Genomic DNA, 13,894 nt, shown 5'->3' with positions numbered 1-13,894 from the left:
TGCGGCCCGTCTCGGCGGCCCGCGCACGGGCCGCCCGTTGTCCGGTGTGCGCTGCCCCGTCCGGGCACACATCACCACCAGTGTGCCAACCGCACGTGGGCCGCCCCGCATTCCCGGTCCGGCCGACGAGCCCGCGGGCCGGGCGACACCGCAGGTCACGGCGGTGCCGCCGGCGGCCCGGATACCCTTCCAGGCATGGCTGCCTCCTTCGACCCCCCGACCGCACCCGCCCGCGGGCGGACCGGGCGGCCGGTCGGGACGGTCACCCGGGGCACCACCAACACCAACCGGCTGCGGCGGATGGACCGCTGGATCGCCCACGCGCTCGGCCGCACGCTGCGCGCCGCCGAGCGGCCGCCCGTCGCGGTCGACCTCGGCTACGGCGCCGCGCCGTGGACGGCCGTCGAACTGGCCGGACGGCTGCACGCGGTGCGCCCGGACGTCCGGGTGGTCGGGATCGAGATCGAGCCGGAGCGGGTCGCGGCCGCGCTGCCGTACGCCCGGCCGCCCCTGCTCACCTTCCGGCGCGGCGGCTTCGAGGTGCCGCTGGACGGCGGCGCGCCGGCCCAGCTGATCCGGGCCGCCAACGTGCTGCGGCAGTACGAGGAGTCGGCGGTGGCCGCGGTGTGGGAGCGGCTCTGCGCCCGGCTGGCCCCGGACGGGCTGCTGGTCGAGGGCACCTGCGACGAGATCGGGCGCCGGCACGTCTGGGTGGCGCTCGGCCCCGAGGGCCCCCGGACGGTGACCTTCGCGGCCCGGCTGGGCGGCCTCGACCAACCCTCCGACCTGGCCGAACGGCTGCCGAAGGCGCTGATCCACCACAACGTGCCGGGCCGGCCGGTGCACGCCTTCCTGGCCGACTTCGACCGGGCCTGGGCGGCGGCCGCGCCGTACGGGGCCTTCGGCGCCCGGCAGCGCTGGGTGGCGGCGTGCACCGCGCTGGCGGTCGCCTGGCCGCTGGTGGACGCGCGCGGGCGGTGGCGGCAGGGCGAGGTCACGGTGCCGTGGAGCGCGCTCGCGCCGTAGCGCCGTAGCCCCGGTTCCGGCGCCCGTGGGCGACGTTTCCGGTGCCCGTGCGGTCGGCCCTGGTGCACGATCCCGCACGATCCCGCTCATTCACTCGAACGAGTTATCGAATACCTCTGGCGTGTTGACGCCCCGCCACGCCACGATGGACGCCACCGGACGGTGCCACCGCACCACCGCCCGGCCCCGGACGTGCCCCGGACGTGCCCTGGTCACGCCCGGGCCGCGACCGATCCAGCCCGTACAGGGAACGCCCCTCGCAGGACACCCCGCGCAGGAAGACCCCACGCAGGAAGACCCCACGCAACAACAGAGCCGGACGACGCCAGAGCCGGACGACGACAGCCGCGCGCGCCCAGCCCGCGCTACCCCAGCCCGAGCAGCTCCCGCCCGACCCGGTCGAACACCTCGTACATCGACGCCCCGAACAGCACGAACCGCACCTCCGCCAGCTCCGCGCCCGCCCGCGCGTCACCGCCGTCCAGCACCTGCGCGACGGTGCCGAGCGCGATCCGGGCCGCGTCGGCCGGCGGCCAGCCGTACACCCCGGCCGACACCGCCGGGAACGCCACCGTGCGCGCGCCGAGCTCCGCCGCCGTGCGCAGCGACTCGCGATAGCAGGAGGCCAGCAGCCCCGCCCGCTCCTCGTACTCCTCCTCCAGGTACACCGGCCCGACGGTGTGCACCACCCACCGGGCCGGCAGCCGCCCGGCCGTCGTCGCCACCGCGCGCCCCGTGGGCAGCCCCCCGCCCCAGTGCGAGGCGCGCAGGCGGCGGCAGTCCTCCAGGACCTGCGGCCCGCCCTTGCGGTGGATCGCGCCGTCCACGCCGCCACCGCCCAGCAGAGAGGAGTTCGCGGCGTTCACCACCGCGTCCACCTGCTGTTCCGTGATGTCACCCTCGACCAGGGTGATCCGCGTCACCGTCATCCGTTCCCTCTCCCCACCCGGCCCGGCCGCCACAGGGGCGGGATCCGAGCCGTCGTCCGAGTCCCATCACCACACCGCCACCGGCGTGGCAATAACCACAACGGCGCCGGTCGGCCAGAGAAATCCCCGGAGATCACGTTATGGTCGCGAGAAGTTCCCCGACGCACGGTGCCAGGCGGGCACTGCGGACGGACGCCGACCGTTACGCACTCGGGGAAAGGGAGGAACCACCGATGCCCGCAACGGGAGACGGGCGGGCACCTGGTGCCGCGGACCTGCCGGGCGCCCATGACGGCGCCCCCGTCGGCCATGCCCGTAACCGCCCGACCAGCAGCAATCCGGTGACGTCCCCTCCCCAGATACCTCACCCGCGGTCCCAGGCCCGAAACGCCCAACCGGCCGAGACCTCCGTCACGCACGGCAGCGCACCGCTCAGGCTGCTGGTCATCGAGGACGACGCCTCCGACGCACAGCTGATCAAGGCGGCGGTCGCCGACAGCGGCACCTCCATCGAGATCCACTGGGCCCGCGGCCTGGAACAGGCCACCGAGCTGCTGGGCGCTCCCCCGCACGGCGCCCGGCGCGGTCGCCCCCGCAGCGCCGAGTTCAGCTGCGTGCTGCTCGACCTGGCCGCACCCGCCGACCTGCCGCACCCCTCCGACGCCTCGGACGGCCTGGAGGGACTGCACGAGCTGCTCCGCCGGGCCCCGCACACCGCGGTGGTGGTCCTCACCGACGCGGCCGGCGCCGAACTGGGCGCGGCCGCCGTCGCCGCCGGCGCCCAGGACTTCCTGATCAAGCACGAGACGGACGGCCCGCTGCTCGCCCGCGCCCTGCGCTACGCCGTCGAACGCAAGCGCGCCGACGAGTCCCAACGCCGCCTGGTCGAGGCCGAACTGCGCGGCCAGGAGAACGCCCGGCTCCAGCGCCACCTGCTGCCCACCCCGCTGCTCGACGGCGCCGGCCTCTCCTTCACCCGGCGCTACCGCCCCGGCCGCCGCCGCGCCCTGCTCGGCGGCGACTTCTACGACGCCGTCCGCACCGACGACGGCACCGTCCACGTCGTGATCGGCGACGTCTGCGGCCACGGCCCGGACGAGGCCGCCCTCGGCGTCGCCCTCCGGATAGCGTGGCGCACCCTCGTCTTCGCGGGCCTCACCGGCGAGGAGCTGCTCACCACCCTCCAGCACGTGCTGGAGCACGAGCGGCGCAGCGACGAGATCTTCGCGACGCTGTGCATGCTCGTCATCGAGCCCGGCGGCTCCAGCGGCGACCTCAGCTCCCTCGGCACCTGCGAACGGGCCCGCCTCTACCTCGCCGGGCACCCCGCACCCCTGCTGCTCGGCCGCGACCACGAACCGCTCACCCTGCCCGCCGACCTCGCCGGGCCCGCGCTCGGACTGCTGCCCTGCCACGACGGAGGGGCCGCCTGGCCCGCGCACGAGCTCGAACTCCACCCCGGCTGGCGGCTCCTGCTCTACACCGACGGGCTGATCGAGGGCCGGGTCGGGGCCGGCTCCCGCCGCCTCGGCCAGGACGGGCTGGCGGACCTCATCGGCGACCACCAGGCCGCCGGGCTCACCCGGGGCCGGCTCGTCGACAGCGCCATCGCCGAGGTCGAGGAGCTGAACGGCGGCGCGCTGACGGACGACGTCGCGGTGCTGCTGCTGGAACGCAACCCGGTACAGCTGATCCTCGGTTGATCCCCCGGCCGAGGCCGCCCGGACAGGACCGGACACGCTCCGACCCGGCCGGGCGGTCTCGGACCCGACCGGACCGGCCGGGCACGACCGGGCACCACCGGACCGGCCGGGCCCCGGACGCGCGACGGCCCGGACGGGTGAACCACCCGCCCGGGCCGTGACGTCGACGGACCGCCCGGTCTACCAGGGCCCGTACGGACCGGTGTTGCTGCGGCCGCCCCGGCCGGTGCCGCCGGTCAGCGCCCGGATCGCCGGGCGCACGTCCACCACGTAGACGATCGACGCGACCAGGCCGGCGAGCGTCCCGATGCCGGTGAAGAAGTTGACCCCGAAGAGCAGGTCCCAGCCGAAGGCGACCGCCAGGATCGCCAGCCAGAACGGCTTGGTCTTCTTGTCCGCCGCCCGGTAGGCGTCCTCGCGGCGGGTGGCCGCGTCGAGCAGGGCGAACAGCTTGTAGGCCAGGATCGCGACGGACATCCACCAGATCGGGTTCAGGTAGGCCAAGTCCAGAATCTGGGCCACTCCGCCCATCGTGTTCTCCTCTGTCTCCCGGCTCCGGCGCTCCGGCCGCCGTCCATCCTGGCACGCCGGGCCGTCCGCCCTGGGGTCAACGTCCCGCGGTCACCGGATGTGCCCCGTTCGGCGGCCCTTCACTCACCGGGAGTCGGTGGAACCCTTCCGGGCGCGGGTGGACCGCTTCGGGGCGGCCGGCGCCGCGGCCCCGGTGTCGTCGGCGGAGCCCCCGGCGGGCTCGTCCTCGACCAGCTCGGCCTCGACCGGCTCCTGCTCCTGCTCCACGACCACCGGCTGCGACGACTCGGCGGGGGCGGCCGGACGGGTCCGGTCCACCACGGCCTTGCCGCGCTCGGCCAGCTCGTCGTACGCCTCCTTGGCCTTCACCGCCAGCTCGACCGCGCGACCGACCTGCTGGAGCGCGAAGCTCTGGGCCTGCTCCTGCAGCACCTTCACGTCGACCGGGAAGGCCGCGACGCTGCCGGTGACCTTGGCCTGCGCCTCGGCCAGCTTCGTCTGCGCCTCCTGAAGGCGGGCGGTGGCCATCTCCTGCGCGCCCTTGCGGTCCGCCGCCAGCGCCTCCACCCGGGCCGGCACCTCGCGCAGCTTCTCGTAGGCGAGGTCCCCGGCGCCGGCGAGGGCGTACAGCGGGGTCGGGTCGCTGAGGGTCTTCTTGATCTCGTCGGTGATCGGCATGCTTACCGGTCCTCCCGGTGGGTGTTCTGGTGGGCTGAGCCGTCGGTCGTCGGGCCGGAGGCTGGTGGAGTGCCGGCGCCGGGCACGGCCTCGGCGGCCGGGCCCCGCAGGGCGGCGTTCTCCTTGAGGAAGGCGTCGTAGACCGCGAGCAGCGCCTGCTTCTGCTGCTCGTTGACCAGCGGATCGGCCAGGATCGCGGCCCGAAGTTCCAGGCCCTCACCGCGCCGCTCCTCCAGGATCCCGGCCTGGACGTAGAGCGTCTCCGCCGAGATCCGCAGCGCCTTGGCGATCTGCTGCAGGATCTCCGCGCTCGGCTTGCGCAACCCTCGCTCGATCTGGCTGAGGTACGGGTTCGACACGCCGGCGGCCTCCGCCAGCTGCCGCAGTGAGTACTGCGCGTTCCGGCGCTGCTCGCGGATGTACTCGCCCAGCGAGCCGACGTTCAGTGAGGCCATGCCAGCAGCGTGCAGCATCGCGCTTGCAAATGCAAGCAGGGTGCTAGCAGCAGCAAACGCCCGGAGCGGTCAGGCCCCGGGGCCGGCGGCGGCGGTGATGCGGGGCCAGAGGGCGGCGAGGAGGGCGGGGAGGTCCGCCGAGCGGAGGGCCGGGTCGGTGGCGAGGTCGACGGCGAGCCGGGCGGTGGCGGGGTCGGCGCGGAGGGCGGCCCGGACGGTGCGGTGCTCGGGGCCGGCCCGGCGCACGGTGTCGGCGAGGAACAGCGCGGTGGCGACCGCCCCGGGCCAGCCTTCCGGGGCCGGCCCGAGGGTGCGGACGGTCTCCGCCGGCCGGTGCCCGACCGACTCCGCCCACGGGTCGGCGGCGAGGTAGCGGACCGTCCCGACGCCCGTGAAGGCCGCGGCGGCCGCGCGCATCGCGCAGGGCCGGTGGCTGCTCCACAGGGTGTGGGTGGTCAGGTCCCAGGCCGTGCGGGCCCCGGCGAGCGCGTTGAGTTCGGCGTGCGCGAGCGGGGTGCCCCGGAGGGCGTCGGCGCCGCCCCCGGCGTCGTACGCGCGGTTGCGGCCCTCGGCGACGATCGCGCCGGCGGCGTCGGTGAGCACGGCGCCCACCGGCAGGCCGCCGGCACGCCAGGCCTGGTGGGCGAGTTCCAGGCACCGGCGTGCGGCGGGTGCGAGCGCGGGCCAGGCGGCGGCGAAGCCTCCGGAGGTCTCCATGAGGCGACCCTAGGGTCCGACGCCCGGGCGGATCACTCGGAGGATCCGACGGGTTCGGGCACCCGGACCGGCATCAGGACGGAGAAGGTGCCGTCCCGGCCCGGGGTGCGGATCGCCAACGGGGCGATCGGGCCGCCGAGTTCGAGCACCAGCTGCTCGGGCCGGCCGGCCCGCAGGGCGTCCAGCAGGAAGTCGCGGTTGACCGCCACCCGCGGGGCGTCGGACGCCGTCCCGTCGTCGGCGACCGTGAGGCCGCCGTCCGCGGTGAGGGCGAGGACGGTGACGGCGCACTCCGCGCCGTGCGGCCCGGAGGGCAGGGTGCGGGTGGCGCCGTTCTCGACGGCGGTGCGCAGTTCGGCGGCGGAGAGGCCGATCCGGTGCTCCGGTTCGAGCCGGGTGACCGCGCGGTGGTCCGGGTAGTCGAAGTCCAGGACGGTGCCCTCGATCCGGTGGCCGCCGGTCTCGGCGCGGACCAGGCCGCCGCCGAGGGTGAGCGCGACTCCGGTGGGGCCCTCCGCCGCCGCGCCGAGCAGCGCGCGCAGGGCGTCCACCAGTGCGGTGGGGACGATCACGCCGGCGGCGGCCGCGGAGCCCGTCGAGGGGTCGGCGGAGGCGGGCAGCTCGGCGAGCGCCATCCGGTGGCGGTCGGTGGCGACCAGCCGCAGCACCGGCCCGTCCGGCTCGAACAGCACCCCGGCGAGGGCGGGGGCCTCCGGGCCCCCTCCGACGGCGAAGCGCACCGCGTCCAGGGCGGCGGCCAGCTCCTCGGACCGGACGGTGAGGCGGGACTCGGCGGGTGTGGCGGTCATCGGTCGCTCCCTCTGGTCGATCATCACGCGGATCAGGGAGAGCTCGCGGCGGGCGTCCGTGAGGCCGTCCTCCAGCCGGCGCAGGTGCGCGTCGAGCACCCGCCGGGCCTCGCCGGAGCCGGGGGCCGCGCCGAGCACGGCGCGGATGCCGGCCAGCGGCAGGCCGACCCGGCGCAGCCGGGCCAGCAGGCGGGCGTCGGCGAGTTGCCCGGGCCGGTACCAGCGGTAGCCGGTCTGCGGGTCGACCCAGGCGGGGGCGAGCACCTCCGCGCCGTCGTAGTAGCGCAGGGTGCCGACCCCGAGGCCGCTGGCACGGGCCAGTTCGCCGATGCTGTGCAGCTCGCTCTCCATGCCGTGACTCTGCGGGCTCGACCAGGTCGAGGGTCAAGCCCCGCCCGGGGCACCGGTCAGGTGGGCGAGCTTCGCCGGGTTGCGGACGGTGCGCAGCTCGGCGATCCGCAGCCCGCCGTCCGGCGCCTCGACGAACTCGAGGACGGAGACGGCGTCGACCACGCCGTCCAGGGTGAGCAGCAGACCGGGCTGGCCGTTGACCAGCACCGGCCGGGCGGCGGCGCCCCCGCCCAGTCGGCCGAGCACGCCGAGCAGGAAGCGGGCGACGTTCCGGGCGCCGGTGACCGGACGCAGCGCGGCACTGACCACCCCGCCCCCGTCGGTCCAGGCGGTGACCTCGGGGGCGAGCAGTTCGAGCACCCGGTTGAGGTCGCCGCCGGCGCAGGCCGCGAGGAACTCGTCGGTGGCCCGGCGGCGCAGTTCCGGCGGGGCGTCGTAGCGCGGCCGACGGGCCCGGACGTGCGCCCTGGCCCGGCTGCCGACCTGGCGGCAGGCGGCCTCGGTGCGGTCCAGCGCCTCGGCGATCTCCCGGTAGGAGAAGCCGAAGGCCTCGTTGAGGACGAAGACGGCCCGTTCCAGCGGCGAGAGGCTCTCCAGCACGACCAGCAGGGCGAGCGAGACCGTCTCGGCACGCTCGGCCCCGTCGGCCGCGTCCGGTCCGGCGACCAGCGGCTCGGGCAGCCAGGTGCCGGGGTAGGTCTCGCGGCGGACGGCCGCCGAACCGAGCCGGGTGAGCGCGAGGTTGGTGACCGTCCGGGCCAGGTAGCCGCCCGGGTTGGCGACCGGGCCGCGGACCCGGGTCCAGCGCAGCCAGGTGTCCTGGACGAGGTCCTCGGCGTCGGTGAGGCTGCCGAGCATCCGGTAGGCGATGCCGAAGATCATCCGGCGGTGCTGCTCGAAGTCCTCCGGGCCCGCGGCGTCGGGAGTGTCGGTCACCCGGCCGACGCTACCCCACGCGGCCGGCGCGGCCGGAGGGTGCGTCAGTCGAGGAAGGCCCGGTAGGCGGGGGCGAGCAGGGTGGCGAGGTCGCGGCCCCGGACGGTCACGCCGGACCGGCCGAGGCGGCGGAGCGAGGGCCCCCCGGCCTCGTCGGGGTGCTCGGGCGGGGCCGGGCGCAGGGTGAACCCGCCGCCCCAGTAGGCGGCGACGTTCACCGCGGGGGCGTTCGGCGCGGGGGCGGGCGGCGCCGGGGCGTTCGCGGGAGCGTTCGGCCCGGCGGCGTCCGTGGCCGGAGCGTCCGCGGCGGGGGTGGGCCGGTCCGTCATGCGTCCTCCTCGGCGACGGCGTCCTCGCGGGTGAGCGCGACCAGTTCGCGCAGGGCCTCCACCGGCAGGTCGGTCAGCCAGCGCTCCCCCGCGCCGACCACCGACTCGGCCAGGGACCTCTTGGCCGCCAGGAGTTCGTCGATCCGCTCCTCGACGGTGCCGACGCAGACCAGGCGGCGGACCTGGACGTCCCGGCGCTGGCCGATCCGGAACGCGCGGTCGGTGGCCTGCTCCTCGACGGCCGGGTTCCACCAGCGGTCCAGGTGGATCACCTGGTTGGCGGCCGTCAGGTTGAGCCCGGTGCCGCCGGCCCGCAGCGAGAGCAGGAACACCCCGGGCCCGTCCGGGGACTGGAATCGCTCGACCAGCTCCTCGCGGCGCGCCCGCGGGACCCCCCCGTGCAGGTGGAGCACCTCCTCCCCGAGCCGGCGGGCCAGGTACGGGCGGAGCATGGTGCCGAACTCGGCGTACTGGGTGAAGACCAGGGTGCGGTCCCCCTCCGCCAGCGCCTCCTCCAGCAGCTCCGCCAGTCGGGCCACCTTGCCGGACCGCTCACCCAACGCCGATCCGTCGTGCAGCAGTTGGGCCGGGTGGTTGCACACCTGCTTGAGCTTGCCGATCGCGGCGAGCACGGTACCGCGCCGCTCGACGCCCCGGACGCCCTCGACCCGTTGCAGCAGGTCGGCCACCACGGCCTGGTAGAGGCCGGCCTGTTCGGCGGTGAGGTTGCACCAGACGGTCATCTCCTGCTTCCCCGGCAGCTCGGCCGCCACCGCCGGATCGGACTTGAGCCGGCGCAGCACGAACGGCTCGGTGCGGCGCCGGAGTTCGGCGGTGCGCTCGGGGTTGCGGTGCAGTTCCACCGGGATCGCGTAGCGCTCCTTGAAGCGTTCGGCCGGGCCGAGCAGCCCGGGGTTGGCGAAGTCCAGGACGGCGTGCAGCTCGGCCAGCCGGTTCTCGACCGGGGTGCCGGTCAGGGCGATCCGGTGCCGGGTGACGGGCAGCGCGCGGACGGCCCGGGACTGCGCGGCACCGGCGTTCTTGACGTGCTGCGCCTCGTCGGCGACCACCCGCCGCCAGCGGACGGCGCGCAGTGCCGCGAGGTCGCGCTGGACCAGACCGTAGGTGGTGATGACGAGGTCCACGCCCCGCAGGGCGTCGGCGAGCCCGTCCGGGCCGAGGCGGTCGGAGCCGTGGTGCACGTACCGCCGCAGGCCGGGGGCGAAGCGCTCGGCCTCCCGCTGCCAGTTCCCGACCAGGGACATCGGGCAGACCAGCAGGGTGGGGTCGGTGGCGCCCTCGGCGCGCTCGACGGCCAGCAGGGCGAGGGTCTGGACGGTCTTGCCGAGGCCCATGTCGTCGGCGAGCACCGCGCCGAGGCCGAGCCCGCTCATCGCCCGCAGCCAGGCCAGCCCGCGCTCCTGGTAGGGCCGCAGGACGGCCCCGAAGTCCGGGGGCAGGGCGGGCACGGGGGCGGGGGCGGCGCGCCCGGCGAGGAGGTCCCCGAGCGGGCCGTCCGCGCGGACGGCGGTGACGGGCAGGCCGGCGACCACGGCCTCGGGGTCGAGGGCCAGGCGCAGCAGGTCGGCGGTGGCGAGGACGCCGTCGCGCTGCTCGGCGAGGAAGGCGAGCGCCGCGGCGATCTGCGCCTGGTCGGCCTCCAGCCAGGTGCCGCGCACCCGGACCAGGCCCTTCTTGGCGTCGGCGAGTTCGGCGAGCTCCCGCTCGGTGAGCGGCGGGCCGTCCGGGCCGAGCGCGGCCTGCCAGCGGAAGGCGACCACGGTGTCCCGGTCCACCTGGCTGGTGACGGCGAGCGAACCGGGCGCGGGCGGGGTGGTGGCGCGCAGGGCGAGCCCGAGCCGGGGGCGGCGGCGCCACCAGGCGGGCAGCAGGACGCCGAAGCCGCCCTCCGCGAGGTCGGGTGCGGCGGTGCGCAGGAAGTCCAGTGCGCCGGCCCGGTCGAGGGGCAGGACGGCCGGGCGGGAGCGGTGGCGCAGGGCCGCCAGGGCCGGCCAGCGGTGCGCGGCGCGGGCGAGTTCGGCGACCAGGACGTCGGCCGGGTCCGGCGCCTTGCGGGACAGCGCGGCGAGGGCGGCGCCGCCGTCGTGCAGGTCGGCGGCGCGGACCAGCAGGGAGGGCTCGTCGACGGCCTGGAGGAGGAACTCCAGCTGCCAGGCGTCGTCGGAGGGCCGGCCCTCGGCGTCGTCCGGGTCGGGCCCGAGCGGCTCCAGCAGGCGGAAGCAGAGCCGCAGGGCGGGCGCGGTGGGCTCGGCGGCGGCGTACCAGGCGGTGATCCGGCGGCGCAGGTCGGCGAGGTCGGCGGGGCCCCCGGCGGGGAGGTTCGCGGCGGCGGGGTTCGCGGCGGGGAGGTCGCCCTCGGGTTCGGCCGCGAGAGCGCCGTCCGGGGTGGTGAGGGCGTGCAGCCAGCGTTCGGCGGCGGTGCCGGCCCGCGCCCCGTCCGGGACCAGCGGGGGCGCCCCGGCCAGGGCGGCCCGGGCCTCGGCGTCCACCAGGGCGCCGAGGACGGCGTCCAGCAGGGCCTCGCCGGTGGCGGCGGGCGGTCCGGCGGAGGCCGGTCCGGACGGCGGTCCGGCGGAGGCCGGTCCGGACGGCGTTCCGGCGGGATGTCCGGCGGGAGTCGTTCCGGCGGGCGTCGCTCCGGCGCCCGGGCCGGTGGCGGCCGCTTCCGCGGCGTTCGGCCACCCGCCGAGCAGGACGGGTGGGCAGTCGGCCGCCAGTCCGGCGGCCTCCCGGAGGCCGGCCGGGGTGAGGTCGGGGCGCCAGCGGGCCTGCGGGCGGCCGTCCACCAGGACGGGCAGCGGCAGCACCCGGCCGTGGCCGACCGCCCGCCAGGCGAGGTCGTGGACGCCGGTGAGCCAGCGCAGCGAGGCCCCGTGCACCACCTCGACCCGTCCGGCGCCGGGCAGGTCGGTGCTGGTGACGGCCCAGTGCGGGTCGAAGACCTCGCCGAGCAGCTGGGCGGCGGCCGCGGTGTCGAAGAGCAGGGCCGGGACCCGCCAGGGGGCGAGCGCGGCGGCGCCCCGGGCGGGGGTGACCGGGAGGTCGGGCGAGGGTGCGGGCAGGGCGCCGACGGTGGGCAGCAGCAGGGTGGCCCAGCGCTCGGGCGCCCGCCCGGCGAGCCAGCCGAGGCCGGGCCCGATGCCCCCGAGGACGGCGGCCAGTCCGGCGGCCGGGCAGGCGTAGGGGTGGGCGCGCGGAGAGGGCCGGTCGGGCCCGGGCCCGGCGGCACCGGGGTGGGCCCGGGCGTCCTCGGCCCAGAGCGCCAGCCGTCCGTCCGCCCGCCAGAGCGCGTGCAGGACGAACATGCGGGTGGGCCTCTCCGGGTGGGTGGATCCGTCCTTCGCAGGGTAGCCGGGAGGTCCGACAGGGCCGGTCCGCCGGAGCGGCCGGGGCACCTCCCGAAGGCCGTGGCGCGCCATGGTTGAAATTTGAACGAAAGCGCCCTACGCTGGAGCCAACAAGTTGAAGCCTAAACAACTGGCTTCGAACCCGAGGAGGAGCCATGGGCCTGTTCAACCGCACCAAGACCGCCACCCCCGCCGCCGCGACCGCCGTCACCACGGCCCCGGCCGGCCCGGACCTCGCCCACCTGACCGGCGACTGGGCCGTCGACACCACGCACAGCGAGGTTTCCTTCTCGGTCCGGCACGCCATGATCACCAACGTGAAGGGCCGCTTCACCGAGTACGACGGCAAGCTGCACCTGGACGGCACCACCCCGGGCAACTCCTCCGCCGACCTGGTGATCAAGGTCGCCAGCATCGACACCAACCAGGCCCAGCGCGACGAGCACCTGCGCACCGGCGACTTCTTCGCGGCCGACACCTACCCGGAGATCCGCTTCCGCAGCACCTCGACCGAGTGGCTGCGCGGCGACACCTACCGGATGGCCGGCGACCTGACCATCAAGGACACCACCCGCCCGGTCGTCCTGGACCTGGAGTACACCGGCAGCGCCACCGACGCCTACGGTGCCGAGCGGGTCGGCTTCGAGGGCTCGACCGTGGTCGACCGCACCGAGTTCGGCCTGACCTACAACGCGGCCCTGGAGACCGGCGGCGTGCTGATCGGCGAGAAGGTCAAGCTCGGCTTCGACATCTCCGCCGTCAAGGCGGCCTGACCCGGCCGTCCACGGCCACTGCCCGGGCGGGGCGCGCCGCCGCCGACGCCGCCGGTGCACCGCCCACCCGCCGCCCCTGCCGACCCCCCGACGGCAGGGGCGGCGGCATCCCCCGGCCGTCGCGCCGCGGTCGGCCGGTCCGCGGCCACCCGGGCCCCGCGGCCACCCGGGCCCCGCGGCCGGCGCGGCCCCGCGGTCACCCGGCCAGCAGCGCCGCGTCCGGCGCCGGCAGCCAGCTGCCCTCCGGCCGGAGCAGCCAGCCCTCGGCCGCGCCGAACCCGGCAGCCGCGGCGACCAGCGCCGCCAGCCCCGGATGCCGCTCGCCGGGCCGGTGCACCAGGCTGACCAGGCTCAACGGCACCGGCTCCACCAGCGGCACGTTCACCGCCCCCGGGAGGCTCGGTCCGCCGACCGTGGTCAGCATCGGGTCGCCGTGCCGGGCGAGGTAGCGGGCGGTCTCGTCCACGCCCACCGGCGGGACGTGCGGCGCGGCCGGCGCCAGGCCGTGCTCGCGCAGCAGGCGCACGCCGAGGTCGGCCCACTCGGTGGTGGCCGGGTTCCCCGCGCAGACGTCGACGGGGTGCCCGGCGAGGTCCGCGAGGCGCAGCGCCCGGCGGCCCGCCAGCGGATGGGTGTCCGCCATCATCACCGAGACCCGCTCCAACCGCACCGGGACCTGGGCGAGTTGGCTGCGCAGCTGGGCGGGCAGGCCGGCGAAGCGGCCGAACGACACGTCCAGCCGGTGGGCCAGCAGTTCGGCGGCGGCCGCGGCGAGGCCGCCGTGGAAGCGGGCCAGCAGTTCGCCCTCCGGCCAGGCCGCGCGGGCCCGTTCGAGCACCCGGTCGGCGGTGAGGTCCGGGCCGGTGACGTCGCTGTTGAGGTCGAGCAGCAGCGGCCGGACGGCGTCGCCCAGGATCTCGTCGTGCAGGGCGAGCAGCCGGCGGGCCCGGGGCAGCAACCGCAGCCCGGCCGGGGTGAGTTCGACACTGCGGGTGGTACGGGTGAACAGCGCGTCGCCGAGCATCCCCTCCAGGGCCCTGATGTCCCGGCTGAGCGCCTGCTGGGCGACGTGCAGCCGCCCGGCGGCCCGGCCGAAGTGCAGGGTCTCGGCGGTCGCGACGAAGCCGCGGAGCAGACGGGGGTGCAGGTCACGGGGCATGGGCGGCAGGGTAACAACCGCACGGCCATTGACAACAGCGTGTTGTGAATGCGGCGGAACAGGTGTTGGACGGCCGCCGGGCGCCGCCGCCAGGCTGGAGGCATCCCCCCTCCGCCTCCCCTGGAGCCCG

The 13,894-nt window shown here is 76.6% G+C and carries 13 protein-coding genes; 3 read left to right on the top strand and 10 right to left on the bottom strand.

Annotated features, from left to right (window positions below; translation table 11 throughout):
- Positions 1–195: 195 nt before the first annotated feature.
- Complete coding sequence (locus ACFYUY_RS19615; protein WP_387901993.1) at positions 196–1,026, top strand: class I SAM-dependent methyltransferase; 831 nt, start codon at positions 196–198, stop codon at positions 1,024–1,026.
- A gap of 365 nt (positions 1,027–1,391) precedes the next feature.
- On the opposite strand, the gene ACFYUY_RS19610 is transcribed toward ACFYUY_RS19615, so the two are convergent.
- Entirely contained in the window at positions 1,392–1,949 is a 558-nt protein-coding gene (locus ACFYUY_RS19610) for an O-acetyl-ADP-ribose deacetylase (protein WP_360211314.1), read from the bottom strand.
- 347 nt (positions 1,950–2,296) lie between these two features.
- On the opposite strand from ACFYUY_RS19610, the gene ACFYUY_RS19605 reads away from it, so the two are divergent.
- A complete protein-coding gene (locus ACFYUY_RS19605; protein ID WP_387901991.1) occupies positions 2,297–3,658 on the top strand; it encodes a PP2C family protein-serine/threonine phosphatase in 1,362 nt (453 codons plus the stop codon).
- 180 nt (positions 3,659–3,838) lie between these two features.
- Here the strand turns inward: ACFYUY_RS19605 and ACFYUY_RS19600 are convergent, their stop codons facing one another.
- The 8 genes from ACFYUY_RS19600 to ACFYUY_RS19565 form a co-directional block, all read right to left on the bottom strand.
- Complete coding sequence (locus ACFYUY_RS19600; RefSeq protein ID WP_387901989.1) at positions 3,839–4,189, bottom strand: DUF2516 family protein; 351 nt, start codon at positions 4,187–4,189, stop codon at positions 3,839–3,841.
- 123 nt (positions 4,190–4,312) lie between these two features.
- Entirely contained in the window at positions 4,313–4,867 is a 555-nt protein-coding gene (locus ACFYUY_RS19595) for a hypothetical protein (RefSeq protein ID WP_360211251.1), read from the bottom strand.
- 2 nt (positions 4,868–4,869) lie between these two features.
- Complete coding sequence (locus ACFYUY_RS19590) at positions 4,870–5,322, bottom strand: helix-turn-helix transcriptional regulator (protein ID WP_360211249.1); 453 nt, start codon at positions 5,320–5,322, stop codon at positions 4,870–4,872.
- 69 nt (positions 5,323–5,391) lie between these two features.
- Positions 5,392–6,039 (bottom strand): nucleoside deaminase, encoded by a 648-nt coding sequence (locus tag ACFYUY_RS19585; protein ID WP_387901986.1) that lies wholly within the window; start codon positions 6,037–6,039, stop codon positions 5,392–5,394.
- A gap of 32 nt (positions 6,040–6,071) precedes the next feature.
- On the bottom strand, positions 6,072–7,199 hold the full coding sequence (locus tag ACFYUY_RS19580) for a MerR family transcriptional regulator (RefSeq protein ID WP_387901982.1): 1,128 nt from the start codon (positions 7,197–7,199) through the stop codon (positions 6,072–6,074).
- 33 nt (positions 7,200–7,232) lie between these two features.
- Positions 7,233–8,135 (bottom strand): RNA polymerase sigma factor SigJ, encoded by a 903-nt coding sequence (gene sigJ / locus ACFYUY_RS19575; protein ID WP_387901979.1) that lies wholly within the window; start codon positions 8,133–8,135, stop codon positions 7,233–7,235.
- Between the two features lie 44 nt (positions 8,136–8,179).
- Positions 8,180–8,464 (bottom strand): hypothetical protein, encoded by a 285-nt coding sequence (locus tag ACFYUY_RS19570; protein ID WP_387901976.1) that lies wholly within the window; start codon positions 8,462–8,464, stop codon positions 8,180–8,182.
- A complete protein-coding gene (locus ACFYUY_RS19565; RefSeq protein ID WP_387901974.1) occupies positions 8,461–11,790 on the bottom strand; it encodes an SNF2-related protein in 3,330 nt (1,109 codons plus the stop codon). Before ACFYUY_RS19565 ends, ACFYUY_RS19570 begins: the two co-directional genes overlap by 4 nt.
- A 197-nt stretch (positions 11,791–11,987) precedes the next feature.
- On the opposite strand from ACFYUY_RS19565, the gene ACFYUY_RS19560 reads away from it, so the two are divergent.
- Positions 11,988–12,605, top strand: coding sequence for a YceI family protein (locus tag ACFYUY_RS19560; protein WP_360211237.1), 618 nt, complete (start codon positions 11,988–11,990; stop codon positions 12,603–12,605).
- A 196-nt stretch (positions 12,606–12,801) separates the two neighbouring features.
- Here the strand turns inward: ACFYUY_RS19560 and ACFYUY_RS19555 are convergent, their stop codons facing one another.
- Positions 12,802–13,764: a LysR family transcriptional regulator gene (locus ACFYUY_RS19555; RefSeq protein ID WP_387901972.1), complete on the bottom strand. Its 963-nt coding sequence runs from the start codon at positions 13,762–13,764 to the stop codon at positions 12,802–12,804.
- Between the last annotated feature and the right edge of the window lie 130 nt (positions 13,765–13,894).

The sequence above is a fragment of the Kitasatospora sp. NPDC004745 genome (assembly GCF_042873275.1).
GTDB lineage: Bacteria > Actinomycetota > Actinomycetes > Streptomycetales > Streptomycetaceae > Kitasatospora.
Note: the sequence above shows the minus strand (reverse complement) of the source record. Positions and strands in the feature narration are given on the sequence as shown.